Genomic DNA, 21895 nt, shown 5'->3' on the forward strand with positions numbered 1-21895 from the left:
GTATCGACACCGAGTGGCGAACATAGAAGAGGATTGCGATGACGTCATCAATTCAGACCGAACTCTTCGGTCCGCTGCCTGCCGACCGCTTCGCCGACGATCCGGTGGTCATGCTTCCCGGCCGCTCGACCGCGGATCTCTCGCCGGATATCGTCGCCGGATTGGCCGAGCTGACCGTGGATTTCGATGATCTCGCCGACGACCGCTGGCTGCAAACGGAGTATTCCTTCCGGAAACGGCGGTTCAGTCTTTTCTCGGTGGACACGGCCGAGCATCGGATCGAGCAGTTGGAGCATCGAGCCTTCTATCAGGAGGAGACGGTCAATCCGTACGCAGGCGGCTTCGAGCGGAAATTCGAGCCGCTGGCCGAACGGACGACGGACAACCCCTTCCTGCATCAGCTGATGTGGGATGTCCTCGCGGTGCTTCCGCCGGAGCGTGTGCGTGCGTCCCGGCACTGGGAAATCGGAGTGCATCTGATCCGGATCGTGGCTTTGCCGAACAAGCCGGGATATCCGGCACCGGAGGGTATGCACCACGACGGGCACGCCTTTACCTCGATTTCCTTGATCAATCGAGTGGACGTCGCGGGCGGGCGCAGCCTGTTCGCCGATCTGGATCGCGTGGTGTACCGCAAGCTCGAATTGGAGACGCCGATCGACACGGTGGTGTTCGAGGACCCGCGCTGCCTGCACGACGTGACCCCGGTGACCGTGGCGGGCGATGCCACCTTCGCCAGCCGCGACGTCTGCGGCTTCTCGCTGAACCCGCTGCCGGTCGACTCCGGCTCCGACCGGCCGGTGGCCGCCGAGCAGGCCCGATGACCGAAATGGCGACCGTTCCCACCGCACAGCTGCGGGCGGCGGGGACCCATCTGCTCGTAGACCTCATCGGGGCGAGCCGCCTCGACGATCCCGCGCTGACCGAGCGGGTGCTGCGCGAATGTGTCCGCGCCACGAATGCCACGCTGCTGTACGTCTACGTGCACCATTTCGGTGGCGCCGGCGGCGTGACCGGGATCGCGGTGCTCGCGGAGTCGCATATCAGCATTCACAGCTGGCCGGAGCACGACTTCGCCGCCGTGGACATTTTCACCTGCGGCAGCACCGATCCGGAAGTGGCGATTCCGGTGCTGGAAAACAACTTTCGGCCGAAACGGGTCACCGTGCAATGGTTGAAACGTGGTCGTTCGGCATTCACGGCCGACGGCCGGTATTCGAAGGAGACATCATGACCGAGACCGGGAGTCGCCGCGAAATCATGCGACATGTGTACGTGGACATCTGGATCGGTGAGCTCTGGAACAAAGGCGACCCGGCGGGCAGCCGGATCCTGTCCGACAATTTCTTCGACCATCGCCCGATCGACGACTTCCCGAATACCAAGGAGGGGCATGTCGCCATGGCGATCGACTGGCATCAAGCCTTTCCCGACCTCACCTTCGATATCGAGGAGGTGCTCGTCGACGGCGACAAACTCGTGGCCCGATACAACTCGTCGGGAACGCACACGGGCGTGCTGTCGGGAATTGCCGGGACCGGGCGTCCGGTGTCGCTGTCCGGTATCGACATCATGCGCTTCGACGCGGACAACCGGCTCGCGGAGTGGTGGCACAACGAAGACATGTTCGGTCTGATGCAGCAAATAGCGGAGTAGCACATGGAGCAGCGCCGATACTTCGAACAGCTCGACGCCGTCGATCCGCTGCGGGATATCCGGGCACAGTTCGATTTGCCCGACGACCGCGTATTCTTCAATGGCAATTCGCTGGGGCCGCCGCCGCGCGGGACCGCTGAGCGACTCGACGAGGCCATGCGGCGGTGGCGCGACGATATGAACGCCGGCTGGTGGGACCATCAGTGGTTGCAACTCCCGACCCTGACCGGCGACCGCATCGGCGGCATCATCGGCGCGGCTCCGGGCCAGGTCGTGGTGGGCGAGTCCACCTCGGTCAACCTGTTCAAATTGCTGTGCGGCGCTGTGGAATCGCAGTCCGGGAGCGGGCGGTCGGTGATCCTCACCGACCGTGACAACTTCCCGAGCGACCTGTACATCGCCGACGGTGTCACGCGCTATGTCCACCGGCAGGCGACGGTGCGCCGGGTTCCGCAGGACGAGATCATCGATCGGATCGACTCGGATGTCGCGGTGGTCACGCTCAGCCACGTCGATTACCGCACCGCCCAACTACTCCCGATGCGCCGGATCAACGAGCGGGCACACGAGGCCGGAGCGCTTGTGCTGTGGGATCTTTCGCACAGCGCGGGCGTCGTTCCACTCGAATTGGACGCCGACGGTACCGATCTGGCGGTCGGTTGCGGATATAAATACCTCAACGGCGGACCCGGCGCGCCCGGGTACATGTATGTCGCCCAGCGGCTGCTGCCGCGCTTCGAACAGCCCGTCACCGGCTGGCTGGGGCATACCCGGCCGTTCGACTTCACGGCCGGCTATCAACCGGATCCGGGCGTCGCGCGATTGACCACCGGCTGCCCGCCACTGCTGAGCCTGCTCGCCTTGGACGAGGGCGTCACGCTCACCGCCGGAGCCGACCCGGCGGCGGTGCGCGCCAAATCGGTTGCGCTCAGCGAGGAGTTCATCGCTTTGGCCTCGGCCCGGCTGGCGGGCTACGGTGTCGCGGTGACCGGACCCGTCGACAGCGCGCAGCGCGGTAGCCATGTGTCCTTGCACAGCGAATCGGCCGAGCGCCTCGCGAAAGGCTTGGCGGCTCGCGGTTTCCAGCTCGAGCTGCGCCCGCCGGACCTGCTGCGGTTCGGCCTGGCACCGCTCTACATCCGGCACGTCGACGTCTTCGACTGTGTCGCCGCGATGGAACAACTACTAGCCGAGGAGACCGCCGACGCCGCCCCGCGGCCGTGACGGCGCCGCCGGAGCGGACCCGAACGGCCGCGCCGCCGACCGGGGGAGTCGCGGCACCTGCCGGTTCCCGGCGGCGCTGGCTGGCGCTCGCGGTCGTGTTGACCGGCCAGTTCATGGCTTCGATGGACACCACGGTCGGCAATATCGCCGCGCCCTCGATTCAGCAGGATCTGCGGATCGCGTCGGGCACCGCCGCGCTCGCGGTCGCGGCGTACACGCTGATGTACGCGAGCCTGCTGATCACCGGCGCGCGACTGGGCTCCGACCGCGGCAGGCGACGCCTGTTCCTGATCGGGATCACCGTGTTCACGGTGAGTTCCGTCGCGATCGGCCTGGCGCCCAACGCCATCGTGCTGATCGGTGCCCGCGCCGTCCAGGGTGCGGGAGCGGCCATGGCCGTGCCCCAGGCGATTTCGTTCATCCAGGCGGACTTCATCGGTACCGCGCGGACCCGCGCCCTGGCCGCCTATGGTGCGATGATCTCCTTCGGCGCCACCGCGGGACTCGCCTTGGGCGGCGCGTTGATCAGCCTCGATATCTTCGGACTCGGTTGGCGGATCGTCTTTTTGCTCAATCTGCCGGTGGGTATCGCCGTGCTGGCCGGGGCCGCCCGGCTGCTGCCCGAGATCGCGGTCTCCCCACGGCAACTCGACCTGGCCGGCGTCGGTCTGCTGACCGTCGGCGCGGCCTCGATCACCGGCGCGCTCGCGCTCGGCCCGGACACCGGGTGGACCTGGCCGGGCTGGGCGGTCGCGAGCCTGGGCGGCGCGGTGCTCGCGGTGTTCCTCGCCTGGCAGCGGAAACAACTGCGGCGCAACGGTGCTCCGCTGCTCGATCTGCGCATCATGGCGGTGCCCGGTATGCGGCCCGGGCTGATCGCTCTGCTGCTGTCGGGGACGACCTACACCGGGGTGCTGTTCTGCGTGGCTGCCGACCTCCAGGACCATCACGGGCGCAGCGCCGCCGCGGCGGGAATCGCGCTGGTGCCCTTCGCGATCGGGTTCGGTATCGGCTCCGCGCCGGGATCGCTGGTGCCGCACCGGCGCCATCTCGCCCTCGCGATCGCGGGCCTCGGGATGCTCGGCGGCAGCCTGATCCTGCTCGGCGCGAGTGAGCGTGGTGCCGGCCCGCATACCGCGTCGGCCGTAATGCTGCTGGCGGCGGCCGGTTTCGGCTACGGCGCCTGCTTCACGCCGCTGCTCGGATTGACCGTGGCGCACGTTCGCCCGGGCCAGGTGCCGGACGCGACGGGGATCGCCACCACCACATTCCAATTCAGTTTCGTCCTCGGCGTAGCGGTCTTCGGCAGCCTCTACGCCTCTACGTCCCTCGCGTACGCGCTCGCGGTAATGGGCGCGCTCGCCTGCGCCGCGCTCGCGCCGACGGCAATGATTCGTCCCATAAATAACTTTGGCAGACAAACGAACAACGCATGACGATGCGGAAATGTTGCCCGCTCGGTCCGGGAGTGTTAGAAAATAACTGGATCATGGATCCAACCGCGGCAAACACTCCAGCACAGGTAGGCGGCACCGTTCGGATGAGCGCACGAAACAGACCGATCATGGCTGCGCTGGGGCACATTTCGGTACCGCAGACCCATTCCCGGTCGGTAATCGAGTCGACGCTTGCGGAAGCAATTCTGAACGGAACCATTCTCCCGGGAACGCCGCTGCGGCAAGAGGAGCTCGCCGAGGTTTTCGGGGTGAGTCGTATGCCGGTGCGCGAAGCCTTGATTCAGCTGGAGGGAAAAGGGCTCGTCCGGTTGCGGGCGGGCAAGGGCGCCGTCGCGGTGAAGCTGGACCCGGCCGACCTCATGGAAACGTATGACGTCCGGCTGATCATCGAACCCGCCGCGCTGCACTTATCGATCCCGAATCTCACCGAGGCCGATATCCAGGAAATCCGCGGTCACGTCCGTCGAATGGAATCGGAAACCGATCCGGCCACCGTGGGACGCCTGAATACCGAGTTCCACATGGCGCTCTGCCGTCGGGCCGCGAACTATCGATTGCTGAAGCTGGTGCGCGCGGCGCTGGAAGAGGAGGAGCAGATCATCCGGCTCCACTTGGCCGCGCTCGGGGCCGATGCGCTCGGGCGGCCGGACCACCACGCGCTCGCCGACGCGGCCGCGGCCCGAGACGCGGTGGCGGCCATCGAGATTCTGCATCGTCACATCACCGCCGCGGCGGACACGTTGCGGGACTACCTGAGCGTGCGCAAGGGTGATCGTGCTGTCCCGGTTGCCCTTTCGCGCAAGTAGTCGACGATCTACCGCGTGACGGGGGATCACTTCTCCAGCGCGTCGCGGACCATGGTGGTCAAGACCTGTGCCGCAGTGCCGAGTTCGCGGTCCCGGGGCGCGGCCAGGCACATTCGCCAAGTGAGGTCGCTGCTCGCGGTGAGGGTGAGGGACCGCACCGTCGCGTCCGTCCAGGCGTACGCCTCCGGCAGGATCGCGATGCCGAGCCCCTGCCGGACGTAGTCGGCGACGACGCTGCCATCGCCGAGTTCGATGGAAACAGTCCTGGTCAAGTTCGCCGCGGCGAACGCGCGGTCGACCACCGCCCGGCTGCCGAAGCCCTGGGCGAGGTCCACGAAGGCCTCGCCCTCCAGTTCTTGCAGTCGCACGGAACGTCTTTCGGCGAGCGGGTGGGTGGCCGGGACGAGCAGCCGCATCGGGAAGGACCGCAGTTCGGTCAGCCGGAGCTTGCGGCCGAACGGTCCGGGCTCGGACAGGATCGCCAGGTCCAGTTCCCCGGCGACCACGGCGGCCGCGAGTTCTTGCGAGCCACCTGCGCGGTGGCTCAACCGCAGCCGCACCTCGGGGTGTTCCGCGTGCATCCGGCCGAGGACTTCCGGCACGTCGAGCCAGGGGATCGAGGCCATCAAGCCCAGCCGGATCTCGCCGCCGATCGTGCCGCGAACGCCATCGATCGCGTCGATCGTCTCGCGCACGCTGTCCAGGATCGTGCGTGCCCGGGGGAGCAGGACGGTCCCGGCCTCGGTCAGGGCGACCTCGCGGGAGGTGCGCCGGAGGATGTCGGTGCGGAGTTCGCGTTCCAGCGTCTTGATCGCCGCGGAGACCGCCGACTGCACCACGTGCAATCGGGCGGCCGCCCTGGTGAAACTGCGTTCCTCGGCGACGGCGACGAAGTACTCGAGATGCCTGAGCTCCATCCGCCAACTATCTCAGAAAGTGATAGCTGGAAGAAAAATGAATCGTTGGACGTGAACCTTCGCGGGTTCGACGATGGAGTCGGCGGGCCGCTCGGACCGCCGCGATTCCGCAGAAAGAGTGCAATGCGATGACGACTGTGTCCCACACCTATCGGGAGAGGTCCGCCGAACAGCCGGACTCGGGCCGGCACAACACCGGCTTCTGGTTGGTGACCGTGGCCTTTTGCGCGGCGATGGCGTTCTCGACGGTGCCGACGCCGCTGTACCCGCTCTACGCGCGGCAACTCGGTCTGTCTGCGTTGACGCTCACCATCGTGTTCGCCGTGTACGGGGTCGGCGTGATCGTCAGCCTGTGCACGGTCGGGCACGTGTCGGACTGGATCGGCAGGAGGCGGGTGCTCACCGTCGCGCTTGCCATGGAGGTGCTCGCCGCCGTGGTTTTCCTGCTTCCGCCGCAGCTGCCGCTGCTGATCGCCGGGCGCCTGATCAGTGGATTGGGGGTGGGCGCGATCACCGCGACGGCCACCGCGTACCTGCATGAGCTGCACGTGATCGCGCGGCCGCGAGACAGTGCGCGACGCTTCGAAATCGCCTCTCCGGCTGCGAATATCGGTGGGCTCGGGGTGGGTGCGCTGATTGCGGGGGTGCTCGCCGAATGGGCGCCGTGGCCGTTGCGGACGACGTATGCGGCGTTCGCGGTGTTCCTGACCCTGGTGATCGTGGTGTTGATCCGGTCCGTGCCGGAGACGGTGTCGGTGCCGCGCTCGCTGCGACCGGCCTACCGTCCGCAGCGCGTGTCGGTGGTCGGATCCAAGCTCGGCTGGGCTGTCGCGGCGGGCAGTGCCTTCGCGGCGTTCGGCACCTTCGGTCTATTCGCTTCGCTGGCACCGGTTTTCCTGGCCGACACCCTGGGCCAGTCCTCTCGGGTGCTGGCGGGCGGGGTGGTGTTCCTGGTGTTCGCCAGCGCGCCCGTCGCCCAGCACGCCGCCATGTCGTTGCCGGTGCCGACCCGGCTCGTGACGGGGTTGCTCGGCGCGGTCGTCGGGCTCGGCACGTTGGTCGCCGCCATGCTGTCGGGCAATCTGCTGCTGTGCCTGGTGGCAGGCGTGGTGAGTGGCGCCGGGGCAGGGGTTCTCATCCAATCCGGCGTCGCCCGCACCGTGCGTGCCGCCGGTCCGGCGAACCGCGGCGAGGCGGTGGCCGGGCTGTTCCTCATCGGCAACGCGGGGTTGATCGTTCCGGTGGTCGGCATGGGTGTCGCCACCCAATTCGTCGACACCCGAATCGCGATGGCGGGTTTCGCGGGCGTGCTCATCGCCCTGCTGATCGGTCTCGCCGTGGGTACTCGCGGAATGCGCGGTGCCGCAGCATGATTACCGATGTCCTCCCCGACCTCGGTGCCATCGGCCTTGGGGCGGAACATCTTCGACCGAATGCATAGGGTCCGGCTCCAACGCGCCGCCCCGGCCGGCCGGTACCGTCGATGAGCGGTGCCGGTCGCGGTCGGGGCGGTTGTGCATCAGATGATTCGACGCACCGGGCTCACCTCAGGTGCCGGGTGAAGAAGCTGTCCGCAGCTTCCCCGGCGTAGTGCGGGACGCCGGTGTGCCCACCCATATTTGCGTGCAACGTCTTCTCCTTGGAGCCGAAAGCGTCGAACAGGTCAAGGGCCATCTGCCGGTCGTTTCCCTCGTCGTCCCACTGAAGCAGGACGTGCAGCGGAATGGTGACTCGGCGGGCCTCCTCGAAGATGGTGCGAGGCACGTAACTTCCGGCGAACAGCACGGCGGCCTCGACGCGCGGCTCGACCACCGCCAGCCGGGTGCCGATCGAGATCACTCCGCCGGAATACCCGACCGGACCGCCGATTTCGGGCAGCGCGAGGAGGGCGTCCAGGGTGGTACGCCATTCCGAGATTGCCGGGTCGAGTAGCGGAAGGATGAGCCGGTCGACGATGTCGTCGGTGACCGGCTCACCGGCCGCCAGCGCCCGATGCAGGTCGGCTACGGCCTGATCGACGATGGCGTTCCGGGGGCGGTCACCGCTGCCGGGGAGCTCGATGGCGGCCGCGGAGTAGCCGCCCGCCACGGCGTGCCGAGCCCTGCCCAGCAGTCGCGGGTAGGACTTGCGCAGCCCGAGCGGAGGAGGGCCGAGCAGGATCAGTGGGGTAGGCGTGGCGGTGGATGCGGGCGTCCACAGGACGCCCGAGATCTCCCCGATGGTGAATTCGCGCTCGACGACGTCGTCATCGAACCGCTGCGCTGAAATGAATTGCATGGTCGTGCCTTTCGGGAATGCGCTCGAACGGCGCTCCCGGACGACCTATCGCCCTACCGTGGCCCCAAAGGGGAGCACCCATGTAGAAACGTGCACAGGTACCACCTCCTCGCTCTCCAGCCCGGTCCCCAGAAAAGTAGCAGCACGCACTGCGGTCCGCCAACGAATTAACGACGGCTTCCATGCCTGACTCGCCGGTGGTCGCGCTCAGCCTCCTGCGATGTCCGAACTGATCGGCTCAGCCAGGTCTTGGAGGGCGTCGTCGTATTGCCTGCGGTCGAACCGGAATGGGCCGAACGCGCTGTAGTCGCGCTGCGGGCGATAGGGCTGTTCGAATTTGTCCCAGGTCACCACGTCGTCAGCTACGACGATCTCGGCCAGGAGCGGCCAGCAAACCCACTCGCCACACTCACACGCGAGCAGGGGGATCTTCGATCTCGTTGCGATAGCGGTCTTTCCACGGTAGTGGTCATCGATTTGATTGTCCCCGAGGTATGTCGGTATGAGGCCTCCGTACGCCCCACCGGCGGGCTGCATCCCTGCCTCGATCTCGAATCTGTCGATCAGATCGGTAAGCGGGACGCCGTCCACCCGTGGCATGACCCGGTCGCGCCGCCAGATCGGCAAGATGCCGGCCAGTGCCCAGCGGCGTGGGCGGCAGAACTGAACTTGTACGTCGAACTGAATCTTGTTGGCGGCCGTGATGAAATCCGGCCCGGACCCATTGGCGCGAACAGTGAGCCGGTCATCGGCAGCGCCGGACTCCAGCCACTCGCCGGGGGTCACCGGCAGGGGCGAAGGACGCCCTTTCCGCTAGAAATAGTCATGGCCCCATTGTATATGGGACTCGGATGTCCATGGGGGAGCAAATCCTGTACTCCTGCAACGGGATCGATGGCCGCGGGCCTACTGGTGTTCGATGCGGTGCGCCAGTCCGTCCAGGATGAGGTTCAGTCCCTCCTCGAAGGCCGACTCGTGATCGATCTGGGGGATGTCGGTTGAGTCGTCCTCGGGTCCGGGGTCGGCCTGTTCTTCCAGGACGGTGCCGACGGTGAAGCGGCTGGCGGTCAGCATCGCGATTTGGGCCTCGCGTTCGGGTAGGCCGGATTCGATCAGGAACGCCATCTTGTGGAGCAGTTGGTCGAGGTTCGCTCCGCCGGGGCGGGTTCCGGAGTGGAGGCGTGCGCCGTCGCGCCGGAGCAGCAGGGTGCGCCGGAAGCTGCGGGTGTTCTCGCGGAACCATTCGCGCCAGTCGTCGCCGGACTCCGGGAGGGGGGCCGTGCCGTGCGGCGCCATCGCGGCCTCGGCCATGGCGCTGAGCAGGTCTTCTTTCTTGCGGAAGTGCCAGTAGAGCGACGGTTGCTCGACGCCGAGCCGTTTCGCGAGTTGCCGGGTACTGACGGCGTCGAGGCCGACCTCGTCGAGCAGGTCGAGCGCTTCGGCGATGACGGTGTCCCGGTTGAGCTTGGCCATATTGACAATCTATCAGTGATAGGCGATCGTTGACGTTGCCTATCACTGATAGATTGGATCGAGCGCATGGCAGCCGAATCGAAGTCCTTGGAAATCCTCATCTGCGGCGGCGGGGTCGCCGGGCAGGCGCTGGCCTACTGGCTCGCGCGCGGCGGTCACCGGGTGGTCGTCGTCGAACGCTTTCCCGCGCTGCGGGCCACGGGCGCGCAGGTCGATCTGCGCGGACAGGGTATCGAGGCGATCGAGCGGATGGGCCTGCTCGATGCGGTCAAGCGCAAGCTGGTGGACGAGGCCGGCGTCGCCTTCGTGAACGGCAAGGGCAGGCCACGCGGCACGATCATGGCCAATACCTCCGGCCGGGGCAGGCAGACGCTCACCTCGGAGTACGAGATCATGCGCGGTGACCTGGTGCGCCTGTTGCACGAGGTGACGAAGGAGGACGTGGAGTACGTCTTCGGCAAGAGCGTCGAGCGCTTCGAGCAGGTCGGCGAACGCGTTGTCGCGCACTTCTCCGACGGCACGGCCGGCGAATACGACCTGCTGGTCGGCGCGGACGGGCAGGGTTCGCGCGTCCGCCGGGCCATTCTGCCGCACGGTTCGCCGGATCCGTACCGGCCGTTGGGGATTCACCTGGCCTACTGGTTCGTGCCGCGCATCGCCGCCGACACCGATATCCGCGACACCTATCACGCCCCGCGCGGCCGAATGATCATGCGCCGCAGCCACAACCCGACCGAGACCCAGGTCTACTTCATGCTGCGCGAAACCTCGGCGGAGGCTTCGGCCGTCCACCGCGCGCCGGTCGAGCAGCAGAAGTCGTTCTGGGCCGGGCGTTTTCGCGACGCGGGCTGGCAGATCGATCGATTCCTCGACGGCATGCGGACAGCGGAAACCTTCTACTCGCAGGAGGCCTTACAGGTCCGCACGGACACCTGGTCGAAGGACCGCGTGGTCCTGGTCGGCGACGCCGCACACTGCGCCTCGCCCTACAGCGGCATGGGTATCTCCGGCGCCTTGGTCGGCGCCTACGTCCTGGCCGGCGAAATCAACCGCAACCCGCGCGACCTGACCACCGCCCTGGCCGCTTACGACACCACGCTGCGCCCGTTCGCCGGCCAGATCCAGGCCACCGTCAAACCGCGCCTCCTGCGCCTAGGCATGCCCACCCACCAACTGTCCATCGACCTGTTCCACACCCTCACCGCCACAGCCTGCTACCTCCGCATCCCCGAAATCCTCGCGCAGCGTGCGAACGAAGACCGCGGCGGCACCTGGCACCTCCCGGAATACCCAGAACTCGCCCCAACCCATTGATCTGAATACGGCCTTTTGCTCGTGCGGCGGGATCCGATTGCCTTCCGGGCCCGGCGCTTCGATCCCCGCCGCGAACGGGTAGTTACTATTATCCCGTCGTGCGTCGACTGAATGAAGGACAGACGTTCGAACCCGCGGCTGCCAGACTGAACATGCTACATCTGTAGCACTGGCCGGCTTGGCCGCGCACATCGACTGCGGTTGACGTGTACTACCTGGGCTCGATTCGAGCCGGGGGATATGATGAACGACAAGAATAATGATAAAAAATACAAAAAATGGTTCACCATACGGGTTCTGACGAATCTCTTGGCCGCAATGGGAATTGCCGTTTCGGCTACATGGATATTCTGCCTTATCTTCCCTTGGGGTCTGGGTTTCTGGTTGTGGTGGTTGGGGGCGGATTTCTCGATAGGTGCGTTGTGGCTGCTCCTGAGATTGATCCCGCCCTCTGTGCCGGTAAATGAAGCAAATGTGTTCGCGACTTCTTATAAAACCAACGGTATTGTCAGGGCGCTGATGGAGGAAGCGTTCGAGATGACCGCCAAGTATGACAAAGAGGTTCTCGCGCTGCTCGCGGATATGATGGTGGAGCCGGAGACTTATCGACATCGAGTAACGGAAAACTTGGAGCTCGGTCGGTGGGTGACGAAGAGATCCGTCACGATGGATCTGGTCATCGATGAACAGCAGTACGTTCAGGTCGAAGAAAAGCCATCAATTCTGGTTCCGCTCATAGAACCGACGAAGGGATGGCTGTTCGATCGTCTGGCGATCCATCCCACCGGCGACGAGCCGGTGGTATCCCTGGCGTACGGTGGCCAATCGGCCGCGCTGTATATTGCGGTACTTATTCATCAGTTTCATATCACGTATCCCGATCTTCCCGCCGACTTCAAAGACTGGCCTTGGGATCGGTACGCGGCTCTGCAAGACATAGTGACTACGGTGTCGAAGTCTGCTGCCGCGCTGCGGGCGATGAGCAAGTCGTTCGCGAACAACTCGCGGTGCAGAAAGTCGAAGCCGAGCGAGGAAGATCGCCAGCGACTGTTCGATGAAGTGATCAAGGCGCATCAGGAGGACCTGGATCTCATCCTCGTCCCGAGGTCTGTTCCGGTCCCCGCCGGAGCGCGTACCGCGCATGGTGAGGCCGGCGTTGGCGACGAGGAACTTGCCGTGCAGGAAGTGGAGCGAAACAAGCTCCGGCGGATCGCGCGTCTCGGCATAGCGCATTACCTGGTAATCGTGCAGTGCAAGCCGGCGAAGTATCTCAAGCTGGCATACAGCTACGAGCAGTCCACCGGCAGCTTCTTGCAGAAGCCGACTCGATCGGAGACTTCGACACTGGCCCGGATTCTGCAAAAACTATCCGGAATACCGAGCGGGTACCTGAAGGTGGGGCTCACGCGTGCGAGTCACGCCAAGAGCTATCACATGCACGCGAGCGTGCCCGATGGGTCGTACGTGCGGCTCGCCTATGTTACCGATGACGCGAACCGAGCCGTGATGGTAAATGCGCGGCCGTCTATCGCCGTTAATATTCCATATTTGCGCCCAGTGGGGAAATCGGTGACCAGCCTGCACGTCTACGGCAGAAATTTGAGCAGTATCCGGGAGAAGGGAGGAAGAATCATTCCGATTGTTCGTAAACTCGATCGGGGCGTAGCAGAGCTGAATTCGCAACCGGTCAGCCTCGGCCTCCGGGCGCGGATATGCGAACGGCCGACTGGTACGGAGCTGTTTGCCACGATAGTGGCCTGGTCGGTGCTGCTGGTGACGATAATCTTGCGAGAGGCGGCGGAGGCCGAAGCGCACACGGATGTCGCGGTGGCGGTGCTGGCGCTTCCTGCGGCGATCGCGGCGTTGGCGGTGTTCTTCGTCCGGGCATTCGAGCGAAGTTTGCTGGTATCTATTGCCGGCTCGGCGCTGACTATGGCAAGTACCGTGCTGGCGGTCACCGTAACGTTCATTTTTGCATTCAGGGCGGCATCGACAAAACCTGGCATGCATGCCGACGATTGGTCACACTGGGTCGTTTATTGGCAGATATTGCTTACCCTTGTCGTAGTCGTGGTCATCGCCACGACTGGAATGTTGGTTATTCGTACCAAACGGTACGTCTCCAGTCGATTCAAATCCGACACGTAACGATTTCGTTGAGCATATTGACATCAGAGGTATAATCGCGCCAAAGGATTCGTGTAAATAGTGATACCGATCGACCATTTCTCGATGAACAAATCAGGTAGAACCAGAAGAGGAGGCCTGGCTTCATGGCAGCAGAGACCGACCCGAGCCACGGCGATCTCGATCAAGACGAGACCGTATGGGTCGAGGACGCTTCGTACCGCGCCAACGGCGCGCTCGTCATCCCCAGCGACGATGCCGACGTGGATCCCGTCCCGCTAGGCACGCCGCTCGGCAATATCGAAGAAACGGCCGATGCGTATGGGCCTATTCACGACACCATGGTCCGACTGAACAGCAACCCGGCCGAGCGCGCGGCGACGCTCGACGCGATGATGGCCCACTGGGATCCGGAGGCGGCGAACGAACGGATCAAAGCTCGGGTCAAGGCGCGTATAGCGGCGAAACGCCAGGCCGAAAAGTCGGTTCTCGGCAACGTCAAGGAATGGGTACGAGCCCATCCGGTCGCCAGTTCGTGGCTGTAAACACAAGGTTTTAGGTGCGCGGGCGGGCGGTGGGACCGGAACTTCGCCCGCTTCGTATCATCCGCAGACTCTCGTCAGAGGGAGGTGCGGGCGATTTCTAGCCAGTGGTGGGCGTCTGTGCCGACGGCGGTGAGGGTGGTTTCGGTCAGGGGGCGGCGTTGGGTGACGCGGAGGCAGAAGTCGAGGGCGGTGCCTTGGATTCGTTGCTCGGCGTCCTCTGGGCCCCAGCAGTCGCAGCGGCACCATGAGCGCTGCGGTCAAGTGCGAGTCGTACCACGGAAACGCTTGGCCTGGTGCGAGATCGCGCAGTGCCGCGGCCACCTCGATACGGCCGGAGCGCCACTGTTGCAGCAGTTCCGCCCGCGGTTTGGCCGCGCCCTCGGCGGCGTCGAGATCTCGGTATCGGGGACCCTCGACCGCCGCGTGCTTCAACACGGCGTCGAACGCCTCCGGGGTGCGGATCGCGATGAGCACGTTCTGGTCGGCGGAGGCGAGATGGGCGATCTGGTGGGCGATCGTCCATCCCGCCGCCGGCGTCTCCCTGGACCAGTCGGCCTGCGCCGAGATCAGCGCGTCGAGCTCATACCCCTCGGACACCAGGTCTGGCAGAGCGACCTCGAGCTCTACGCCGGACATGTCGAAGCCGTAGTCCAACATCCAGTAACACCTTCACCGCGTCGACAGTGACAGGCTTGCCTGCCCGGTGTCCGAGCCTATGGCTGCCGACCGAGCCTCGCAAACACGCTGACCTGCGAGGTTATCGAAAACTGATGGTCAGCCGCACAGCGTCAGCTGGATGAACGCCTGAAGGGCGTGGTCGATGGGGTGCGGTTGTGGCCGCCGCGTGGCGTCGATTCGATTCCACCGTTGCAGGTTCACCGCGACCGACAGCTGGCGCGTGTGGTCCGCGCTGGTCATGGACATCGCGCCACCACCCCAGACGGACCCGTCGTGTCCCCAGAATATGCCGTGTCCGGGCATCGTCAGCTTGTGCAGCCCAAGCCCGTACTCGATGGTCTTTCCCTCGAACGAGATGACCGGTCCCGTCTGCTGCATCTCGGAAAGTGCTGAGCGGCTGATGATTTCACCTTTCAGCAGCAGGCCGAAGAAGCGGTTCAGATCCGCGACGGTCGAGATCAGCGACGCCGCGGGACCCACCCAGGACATGTCGAAAACGCTGAAATCGCGTGGCGGATCGAACATGCCGAACCAGGCCTCGTAGTGCAGGGAGTGTGGGCCGTCGAGGTCGGGTCCGGCGGGGAATCCGGTGTCGCGCAGTCCGGCGCGCTCGATGACGTCGCGGGTGATGCAGTCCTCCGCCGAGGTGCCGGTCACCAACTCCAGAAGTTGGCACAGCAGAAGGTAATTGGTGTTCGAATACACGCCGGGTGAGCCGCCGGGACTCCCGGTGGCCGGCGCCGCGACGCCCAGTGCGATCAGCTCGGTCGGAGGGAATTCAGTGAACCTGTTGTCTTCCAGACTCTTCGGCGTAGTCCGGGCCACGTCGGGAAACGCCGCCAGCGACGGATACGCGTACGGAAGGTATTCGGCGAGCCCGCTCGTATGGTTGATCAACATCCGCACCGTGATCGCCGCCCCTCGGTCGCGGGGCACGAGGTGCGGCAGGTAGTCGCCGATCGGTGCGTCGAGCGCGAGTTCGCCCCGGTCGACTTGCCGCAACACAGCCGCGGCGGTGAACGTCTTGGTGATGCTGCCGACCCGATGCCGCATATCCGCCGTGACCGGCCGCCCGGTGGCGACATCGGCGAGTCCGGTTGCACCACGCCATATTTCATCACCAGAACGCACCTCGGCGAAGGCTCCCGGCAGGCCGGCGTGGTGGAGGTTGTCCAATGCGGTCTGCAATTTCGCGGGATCGAGGGTGTCGGTCACAGCGGATGTCCTCTCACTGTCGGCGAGTGCCCGTTGGCACCCGAAGTGACACCACTATCGACCGGCGGATACCGCCCGGTATTGGAAAAATTTCCCCCACGCCCGGTAGCGATGCTGGGCGATCGCCGGCAGGTAGTGCTTGGTCAGCGCCCCCGGCGCGCGGTGGGCGAAAAGCGAGAAGTCCCGGCTCAGGTGCGCTTGATCGGTGTACCCGCAGTCCGCCGCGACCCCGGCGGCGGGCTGTCCCGCGAGCAGGCCGTCGACCGCGGAGCGGAACCGGACCAGCATCGCCGCCCGCTTGGGCGTCAAGCCGATCTGCGATTCGAAACGGGTCAGCAGCCGTTTGTGACTCCACCCGACGGACTCGGCGAGCGCGCCGATCCGTACCTGACCACCCGAGCTGAGGATGCGATCCCAACCGGCGAGCACCTCCGGATCAGGCACCCGCATCGCCCGGTCACACTGCGTCAGAAACGTTTTCGTCAACGCGAAACGCTCCTCCCAGGTCCGGGCTTCCGCCAGTCGCGCACGCAGCCGCCGGGCCCGCACACCCCACAGATCCTCGAGGTCGACCGCACCCCGCCCCAAATCGGTTGGGGCGATACCTAATAGCGAATACGCCTGAACCGGCGACAAGCGAACCTCGACGCACTCGGCGCGTTCACCACGAATCCGCATCGCGTCCAGCGCAAGCCCGGCCACGAACCCGTCGAGCGTCCGCCGCCCCGACGCATCGTCGATGACCAGCCCACGACCCCCGAACTCGATCAGCATGGTGATCGCTGCGGCCCCCGCCACCCGGAGATCCACCCCGGCCCCGCCGGTATCGCGGTACCCGATCATCGCGCCACCCAGCGGCGCGGCCACACCCGCGAAATCCCACTCCGCGTCCCGCCCGATATCCACAACTCCCACCCGTTCAGGCTACGTAGCCGCGGGGCATCCGGGCCGCGCGAGAGCTGTTCGGAAATCCATACCAAGCAGGCCCCGACTGTGACCTGTCCCGCATATGTCGATCGAGTGCCCGGTTCGGTGTCCACACCGCTTAACGTCGCCAAGGCACGACAGTTGGAGGGAAGGTGGCGGCGAGCGTGGTTGAAACCCAGGCGAAGCTCGATGAATTGGTCAAGATCCTGGCGATCGCTACGGAACCGGCAGGTGAGGCCGGTATTGCCAAGCGGGAGAAGAAGGGCATCCCGAGTGTCCGCGAGCGCGTGCACATGCTGCTCGATCCCGGGACGTTCATCGAGACCAGCGCGCTGGCCCGCCAGCCCGATCAGCAGGACGCCCTCTACGGCGACGGACTGGTCACCGGCCGGGGTTTGATCGCCGGTCGTCCGGTGGTGGTGATCGCGCACGACCAGACCGTCTACGGCGGGTCGGTCGGCATCACCTCCGCGCGCAAGTTCATGCGGGCGCTGCAACTCGCGTTCGACAACGCCTGCCCGGTCGTCACGATCAACGATTCCGGCGGCGCGCGCATCCAGGACGCGGTCGGCTCGATCGCGTCGTTCGGTGACATCTCCCGGGTGCTGGAAAAGCTGTCCGGCTATGTGCCGCAGGTGTCGATCATTCTCGGCAAGTGCGCGGCGGGTTCGGTGTACGGGCCGATCAACACCGACGTGCTGATCGGCACCAAGGATTCCTACATGTTCGTCACCGGCCCGGAGGTGATCAAAGCCGTCAACGGCGAGGACATTTCCGCGGAGGCGCTCGGCGGCGCCGAGGTGCAGGCCAAGCGCGGCACCCTGCACCACGTGGCCGACACCGAGCAGGAGGCCTACGATTGGGCCCGCCGGTACCTGAGCTACATGCCCACCAGCTGCCTCGAGCAGCCGACGATCGTGAATCCTGGTCTGGAGCCGGAGATCACCGCCAGCGATCTGGAGCTCGAGAAGATCGTCCCGGACTCCGACCGCACCGGCTACGACATGCACGAGATCCTGCTGCGGATCTTCGACGACGGTGAGTTCCACGAGGTCCGCGAGGCGATGGCGCCGAACCTGATCACCGGATTCGCCCGGGTCGACGGTTATCCGGTCGGCGTGATCGCCAATCAGCCACTGGTGCTGGGTGGTTCGATCGACGCGAACTGCTCGGACAAGTCGACCTACTTCATCCGGCTCTGCGACGCGTTCAACATCCCGCTGGTCTTCGTCGTCGACACCCCCGGCGTGCTGCCGGGCCTCGAGCAGGAAGCCAACGGCGTGATCATCCGCGGCGGCCGGGTGCCGCGCGCGATCATCGAGGCCACCGTGCCGATCATCAACCTCGTGGTGCGCAAGTCCTATGGCGGCGCCTACGGCATGATGGCGGCGCGTCAGGTGGGCGCCGACATCAGTTTCGCCTGGCCGACCGCCCGGATCGCGGTGATCGGCGCCGAGAGCGCGGTCGACCTCATCGGTAAGCGGCAGCTGGCGGCGGTGCCCGCCGAGCAGCGGGCGGCCGCGCGCGAGTTCATGGTCAATCACTACAACGAGACCATCGCCACCCCGTGGATCGCGGCCGAGCGCGGCTACATCGACGCCGTCATCGAACCCGCGCGCACCCGCCTGGAGATCCGGCACGCGCTGCGGCTGCTGCGCGACAAGCCGCCGGTCAAGCCGGAGTTCAATCCGCGCAAGCACCCGGTGTACCCGATGTGAGTGCGGGGCTGACCGCGCCAGGCGCCCTCACCTGGCGCGGTCTGTCTTATTCGGCCTCGTGGCCGGCGTGCCTGGGCAGGCAGAACATCAAGCCCCACAGCGCCGCGAAAACACCGCCGACCCACCAGAGCACATCGGTGAACGCCGCGCGGTTGGCTGCGCCGTCGGACGCGCCGCCGGTGGCCGCGAAGAACACCACCGCCGTCATGGCGATGCCGACGGCGTAACCCAGCTGCATCGCGGTGTTGAACAGGCCCGAGGCCGAACCGGCGCGCTCGTGTGGGACCTTCGCGAGCGTCAGGTCGGCGATCGGCCCGCCGACCATGCCGAGGCCGAACCCGAGCAGCACCACGGGAACGGCCATCGCGAGCAGGGTCAACTCGCCGTGCCCGCCCCTGATTTGGAGCCCGTAGGCCGTTATCGCGGCGAGGGCGATCAGGGCTCCGGTTTGCGGCAGGCGGCGCGCGAACCGTCCGGCGGTCTTGGTCGCGGTGATCGCGCCGACCAGCTCGCCGAGCGCGAGCAGCGTGAAGGCCAGGGCTGCCGTCAGCGGGCTCATGTCCAGGCCGTGTTGCAGATACAGCGTCCAGGTCATGAAGAACAGGCCGCACATCAGGCCCAGCATCAGCTGCGCGGACAGGCCGCCGGTGAACTGCTTGCCCTTGAACAACGACAACGGGACCAGCGGGGCATCTTTGCGGCGCTGCTGGTAACGCACGAAGACGCCGAGCACGAGCAGGCCGCCGGCTAGCATGCCGAAGCACCACAGCGGCCAGCCGTGCGCCTGTCCCTCGGTGAGCGGGAAGAGAATCAGCACCATGGCCGCCGCGGACAGCAGCACGCCGAGGAGGTCGAGACGGTCGGCCTTCGTCGCGGTCGACTCGGTGACGAACTTGCGTCCGAGCACGATCACGGCGAGCCCGACGGGCACGTTGATCAGGAAGATCGGCCGCCAGGACAGGCCGAACAGGTCGGCCTCGGTGAGCGTGCCGCCCAGGACCGGACCCAGGACACTGCCCATCGACAGGACGGCGCCGTAGAGACCGAAGGCGCGGCTGCGGTTCGCACCGTCGAAGATGACGTGCACGGTCGCCAGGACCTGGGGGATCATCACGGCGGCCGCACCGCCTTGGCACACGCGGGCGGCGATCAGCAGCCCGGGGCCGGTCGCGACGCCGCACAGCAGCGAGGCGAGGGTGAACCCGGCGGTGCCGAGCAGGAAGACCCTGCGCCGGCCGAAGATGTCGCCGAGCCTGCCGCCGGTGATCAGCCCGAGCGCGAAGGTCAGCGCGTAGCCCGCGGTCAGCCACTGCACGGCGCCCGCCCCGGCGCCGAGCGATGCCTGCAGGGTGGGCAGCGCGGTGACAACGATCGAATCGTCGAGAATATTCATGAGTTCGCCGGTCAGCAGGACCGCAAGGGCGATCTTGGCGGCGGTCGTCATCGCCGGTGACGAAACGGGGTTACCAGCCGAGGGCTCAGGGGTTTGGTCGAGCGCGGGGGAGTTCACGGTAGGGCTCCTGAATCAGGAATCGGGGAGCTCGCCATCGCCGCACCGGAAACACGAAATCCCGGGGCAGCTGGCAGAGCCGCACCCGGGAACGGACAAAAGGGTGACGCAACTCAGGCCTATGCGACGTCCGGTCCCATGCACGTTGACCGTGGGGACTGCGGACGACTACACGACCTGGGAGATACGCCACCACCTCGAATCCACTACCGAAGGAACAGGGAGCCCGAACCGCCGAAGAATCTTCGGGGCCGGGACTCGACCACGATACGGCACTGGCCGGCTCCTGCGCATTCGGATATCCGCAGGCCGGACACCGAGACCGCCGGGGTGATTCGAAAGCGGCGCGGCCGCACCGGCTTCCGGTCCGGGCGGGCGCGGATTACGGTGACAGCCGTGCGGAAGCGCTCCGACGCCTGACCACCCGGTGAGGTCCGGACACGTGCCGACGCGAAGAAGTGGTGGAAATGGTCCCGCGGCGGCGGGGCCTCGACGATGTGGGAGTACCGACGAGATGACGAACCGCTTGGTCGGCGTGACGATCGACTGTGTCGATGTGGAGCGGGTCGCGGACTTCTGGAGCGCACTGCTCGATCGTCCGCGTGGAACGTCGCGGCCGGGCTGGGTCTACCTCGGTGAGCGCGACGATCCGCAGCCCCGTCTGGTGTTCCAGCCCGTGGCCGAGCCGAAGCGCGGCAAGGTCCGTCTGCACCTGGACGTTCAGGTGGACGACATCGACGAGGGCATCGCCCAGGTCGTCGCGCTCGGCGGACGGCCCACCGGTGAGCGGCACGACTACGACCAGGGCGTGGTCGTCGTGCTGACCGACCCCGAGGAGCACGAGTTCTGCCTGGTTCAGTTCTACTGACCGGGCCTATTCGGTTGCCGGAGCGGTGGTTTCGTGGACCAACCGCCACAGGTAGCCATGATCCGCGCTGAGCAGTATCGCGGTGACCAGGCGGCGACTGCTGGCCGCGCCCTGCCGGTTCTCCGCCGTGAAACGCACGGTGAGAATGGTGCCGCTCTGCGCGACCTCTTCGATGTCGCTGATCTCGATGGTGAACCCCGGCTGTGCGTTTCGCGCCGACCACACGCCCGCCAGCAGGGTGTCCCGGTCGATGACCTGCCCGACCGTGGTGACCGAGGAGAAATCGTCGTGCAGCGCGTTGGCGAACCGGTCGAACACCTTGGGCGGGGCGTTGGAACCCATCCATTCGGCCAGGTCCGAGTGCAGAGCCTCGATCACGTCGGCGAGGTCGGGGTGTTCAGGCATAGCGGCAATCTCGGTCTCGTCGGCGTACTCGGCCCTTCCCGAAGATCATATCCAGCGGGGATCGCCCGAAATAGGTGGTGCACCAATAGGATCGTCGAGGTGGTGGGAGACGACAACGCACACAGTGGCATATCCAACCGGCGCGCGGTCATCGCCGGGGCAGCGGCGGCGGTCGCGGGAGCGGGGATCGGGGTGGCGGCCGGGCGGGCCACCGCGGCGGACGCGGACGCCTCGACCGTGCGGGATTCGTTCACGGTGGTCGATCGGCGCGGCAAGCAGCGATTCCTGCTGGACACGGCGAAGCCGCCGATCATTCTCGGCGGCAAGACGCTTCCGGCGGCGGAGCGCAGCGGTCCGGACGGTTCGTACCTGATCTTCAACGACGAGAACGGCGACGAGAAGGGCGGCATCATCGCTGCCAGTAGTGGGGCGCTGGTCTCGCTCGACTATCCCAACGGCGACGCCGTTCACCTGCAGACCGCATGGCAGGACCGGGCGGGTGGCGCCGCGCTGACCATGACCCACATCGGCGATCCGACGGCGCCGCTCGATGACGCGAAACATCCTCTGGGAGTCCAGCTTTCCGTCGACACCGAGAACGGAACGGCGCTGACGCTGTGTGATCCGCAGGGACGCCCGCGAATTCAGCTGCGCGTGGCGATGGACGGTACGCCCTCCATCGCGATGCTCGACGAGAACGGCGCGGTCGTCAAACAGCTCTGATCGCGAACGGGATTGCCGCCGGCGGGCCGTACCGGCGGCAATCCGCCCCCGGATA

The 21895-nt window shown here is 66.0% G+C and carries 22 protein-coding genes and 1 pseudogene; 13 read left to right on the plus strand and 10 right to left on the minus strand.

The window, feature by feature from the left end; genetic code table 11:
- Positions 1 to 38: 38 nt before the first annotated feature.
- Genes ACFYO1_RS32730 through ACFYO1_RS32755 form a run of 6 tightly spaced genes read left to right on the plus strand, consistent with a single transcriptional unit; the run spans position 39 to position 5143 of the window.
- The gene (locus tag ACFYO1_RS32730) at positions 39 to 824 is read left to right on the plus strand and encodes a 2OG-Fe dioxygenase family protein (protein ID WP_387239571.1); all 786 of its coding nucleotides are present in this window, start codon (positions 39 to 41) and stop codon (positions 822 to 824) included.
- The gene (gene speD, locus ACFYO1_RS32735; protein ID WP_387239574.1) at positions 821 to 1234 is read left to right on the plus strand and encodes an adenosylmethionine decarboxylase; all 414 of its coding nucleotides are present in this window, start codon (positions 821 to 823) and stop codon (positions 1232 to 1234) included. The genes ACFYO1_RS32730 and speD overlap by 4 nt, the downstream gene beginning before the upstream one ends.
- Complete coding sequence (locus ACFYO1_RS32740; protein WP_387239578.1) at positions 1231 to 1656, plus strand: ester cyclase; 426 nt, start codon at positions 1231 to 1233, stop codon at positions 1654 to 1656. The genes speD and ACFYO1_RS32740 overlap by 4 nt, the downstream gene beginning before the upstream one ends.
- A gap of 3 nt (positions 1657 to 1659) precedes the next feature.
- Positions 1660 to 2880 carry a kynureninase gene (locus ACFYO1_RS32745; RefSeq protein ID WP_387239581.1) on the plus strand — a complete coding sequence of 407 codons (1221 nt, stop codon included), beginning with the start codon at positions 1660 to 1662 and terminating at the stop codon, positions 2878 to 2880.
- Positions 2877 to 4316 carry an MFS transporter gene (locus ACFYO1_RS32750; RefSeq protein WP_387239584.1) on the plus strand — a complete coding sequence of 480 codons (1440 nt, stop codon included), beginning with the start codon at positions 2877 to 2879 and terminating at the stop codon, positions 4314 to 4316. Before ACFYO1_RS32745 ends, ACFYO1_RS32750 begins: the two co-directional genes overlap by 4 nt.
- On the plus strand, positions 4313 to 5143 hold the full coding sequence (locus tag ACFYO1_RS32755; RefSeq protein ID WP_387239587.1) for a GntR family transcriptional regulator: 831 nt from the start codon (positions 4313 to 4315) through the stop codon (positions 5141 to 5143). The genes ACFYO1_RS32750 and ACFYO1_RS32755 overlap by 4 nt, the downstream gene beginning before the upstream one ends.
- Positions 5144 to 5169: 26 nt before the next feature.
- Here the strand turns inward: ACFYO1_RS32755 and ACFYO1_RS32760 are convergent, their stop codons facing one another.
- Positions 5170 to 6060 (minus strand): LysR family transcriptional regulator, encoded by an 891-nt coding sequence (locus tag ACFYO1_RS32760; protein WP_387239590.1) that lies wholly within the window; start codon positions 6058 to 6060, stop codon positions 5170 to 5172.
- Positions 6061 to 6188: 128 nt separating this feature from the next.
- Here ACFYO1_RS32760 and ACFYO1_RS32765 point away from each other — a divergent pair, with 128 nt between their 5' ends.
- On the plus strand, positions 6189 to 7433 hold the full coding sequence (locus ACFYO1_RS32765; RefSeq protein WP_387239593.1) for an MFS transporter: 1245 nt from the start codon (positions 6189 to 6191) through the stop codon (positions 7431 to 7433).
- A gap of 169 nt (positions 7434 to 7602) precedes the next feature.
- On the opposite strand, the gene ACFYO1_RS32770 is transcribed toward ACFYO1_RS32765, so the two are convergent.
- The 3 genes from ACFYO1_RS32770 to ACFYO1_RS32780 form a co-directional block, all read right to left on the minus strand.
- Positions 7603 to 8337, minus strand: coding sequence for an alpha/beta hydrolase (locus tag ACFYO1_RS32770; RefSeq protein ID WP_387239596.1), 735 nt, complete (start codon positions 8335 to 8337; stop codon positions 7603 to 7605).
- Between the two features lie 207 nt (positions 8338 to 8544).
- A complete protein-coding gene (locus ACFYO1_RS32775; RefSeq protein ID WP_387239599.1) occupies positions 8545 to 9123 on the minus strand; it encodes a hypothetical protein in 579 nt (192 codons plus the stop codon).
- A gap of 120 nt (positions 9124 to 9243) precedes the next feature.
- Positions 9244 to 9810: a TetR/AcrR family transcriptional regulator C-terminal domain-containing protein gene (locus ACFYO1_RS32780; protein ID WP_387239602.1), complete on the minus strand. Its 567-nt coding sequence runs from the start codon at positions 9808 to 9810 to the stop codon at positions 9244 to 9246.
- 66 nt (positions 9811 to 9876) lie between these two features.
- On the opposite strand from ACFYO1_RS32780, the gene ACFYO1_RS32785 reads away from it, so the two are divergent.
- From ACFYO1_RS32785 to ACFYO1_RS32795, 3 genes are all read left to right on the plus strand, one after another.
- On the plus strand, positions 9877 to 11124 hold the full coding sequence (locus ACFYO1_RS32785; protein ID WP_387239605.1) for an FAD-dependent oxidoreductase: 1248 nt from the start codon (positions 9877 to 9879) through the stop codon (positions 11122 to 11124).
- Between the two features lie 243 nt (positions 11125 to 11367).
- A complete protein-coding gene (locus ACFYO1_RS32790; RefSeq protein WP_387239608.1) occupies positions 11368 to 13272 on the plus strand; it encodes a hypothetical protein in 1905 nt (634 codons plus the stop codon).
- 125 nt (positions 13273 to 13397) lie between these two features.
- On the plus strand, positions 13398 to 13796 hold the full coding sequence (locus ACFYO1_RS32795) for a hypothetical protein (protein ID WP_387239612.1): 399 nt from the start codon (positions 13398 to 13400) through the stop codon (positions 13794 to 13796).
- A gap of 74 nt (positions 13797 to 13870) precedes the next feature.
- Here ACFYO1_RS32795 and ACFYO1_RS32800 read toward each other — a convergent pair whose 3' ends face one another.
- From ACFYO1_RS32800 to ACFYO1_RS32815, 4 genes and pseudogenes are all read right to left on the minus strand, one after another.
- A complete protein-coding gene (locus tag ACFYO1_RS32800) occupies positions 13871 to 13996 on the minus strand; it encodes a hypothetical protein (RefSeq protein ID WP_387241649.1) in 126 nt (41 codons plus the stop codon).
- 100 nt (positions 13997 to 14096) lie between these two features.
- Positions 14097 to 14453 (minus strand): annotated as a pseudogene (locus ACFYO1_RS32805) (maleylpyruvate isomerase N-terminal domain-containing protein); the annotation flags it as partial.
- A gap of 117 nt (positions 14454 to 14570) precedes the next feature.
- A complete protein-coding gene (locus ACFYO1_RS32810) occupies positions 14571 to 15689 on the minus strand; it encodes a serine hydrolase domain-containing protein (RefSeq protein WP_387239615.1) in 1119 nt (372 codons plus the stop codon).
- A 54-nt stretch (positions 15690 to 15743) separates the two neighbouring features.
- Positions 15744 to 16604, minus strand: coding sequence for a helix-turn-helix domain-containing protein (locus ACFYO1_RS32815; RefSeq protein WP_387239618.1), 861 nt, complete (start codon positions 16602 to 16604; stop codon positions 15744 to 15746).
- Between the two features lie 176 nt (positions 16605 to 16780).
- Between ACFYO1_RS32815 and ACFYO1_RS32820 the strand changes: the two genes are divergently transcribed.
- The gene (locus ACFYO1_RS32820) at positions 16781 to 18334 is read left to right on the plus strand and encodes an acyl-CoA carboxylase subunit beta (protein WP_387239621.1); all 1554 of its coding nucleotides are present in this window, start codon (positions 16781 to 16783) and stop codon (positions 18332 to 18334) included.
- A 46-nt stretch (positions 18335 to 18380) separates the two neighbouring features.
- Here the strand turns inward: ACFYO1_RS32820 and ACFYO1_RS32825 are convergent, their stop codons facing one another.
- Positions 18381 to 19778, minus strand: coding sequence for an MFS transporter (locus tag ACFYO1_RS32825; protein ID WP_387239624.1), 1398 nt, complete (start codon positions 19776 to 19778; stop codon positions 18381 to 18383).
- Between the two features lie 580 nt (positions 19779 to 20358).
- On the opposite strand from ACFYO1_RS32825, the gene ACFYO1_RS32830 reads away from it, so the two are divergent.
- A complete protein-coding gene (locus ACFYO1_RS32830; RefSeq protein WP_387239627.1) occupies positions 20359 to 20712 on the plus strand; it encodes a VOC family protein in 354 nt (117 codons plus the stop codon).
- Positions 20713 to 20718: 6 nt separating this feature from the next.
- Here the strand turns inward: ACFYO1_RS32830 and ACFYO1_RS32835 are convergent, their stop codons facing one another.
- On the minus strand, positions 20719 to 21117 hold the full coding sequence (locus tag ACFYO1_RS32835; RefSeq protein ID WP_387239630.1) for a DUF4440 domain-containing protein: 399 nt from the start codon (positions 21115 to 21117) through the stop codon (positions 20719 to 20721).
- Between ACFYO1_RS32835 and ACFYO1_RS32840 the strand changes: the two genes are divergently transcribed.
- Positions 21106 to 21840: a hypothetical protein gene (locus ACFYO1_RS32840; RefSeq protein ID WP_387239633.1), complete on the plus strand. Its 735-nt coding sequence runs from the start codon at positions 21106 to 21108 to the stop codon at positions 21838 to 21840. The two genes, ACFYO1_RS32835 and ACFYO1_RS32840, sit on opposite strands and share 12 nt — an antisense overlap.
- Positions 21841 to 21895 lie beyond the last annotated feature (55 nt).

The sequence above is a fragment of the Nocardia sp. NPDC006044 genome, assembly GCF_042871115.1.
In the GTDB taxonomy this organism is placed as follows: Bacteria; Actinomycetota; Actinomycetes; order Mycobacteriales; family Mycobacteriaceae; genus Nocardia.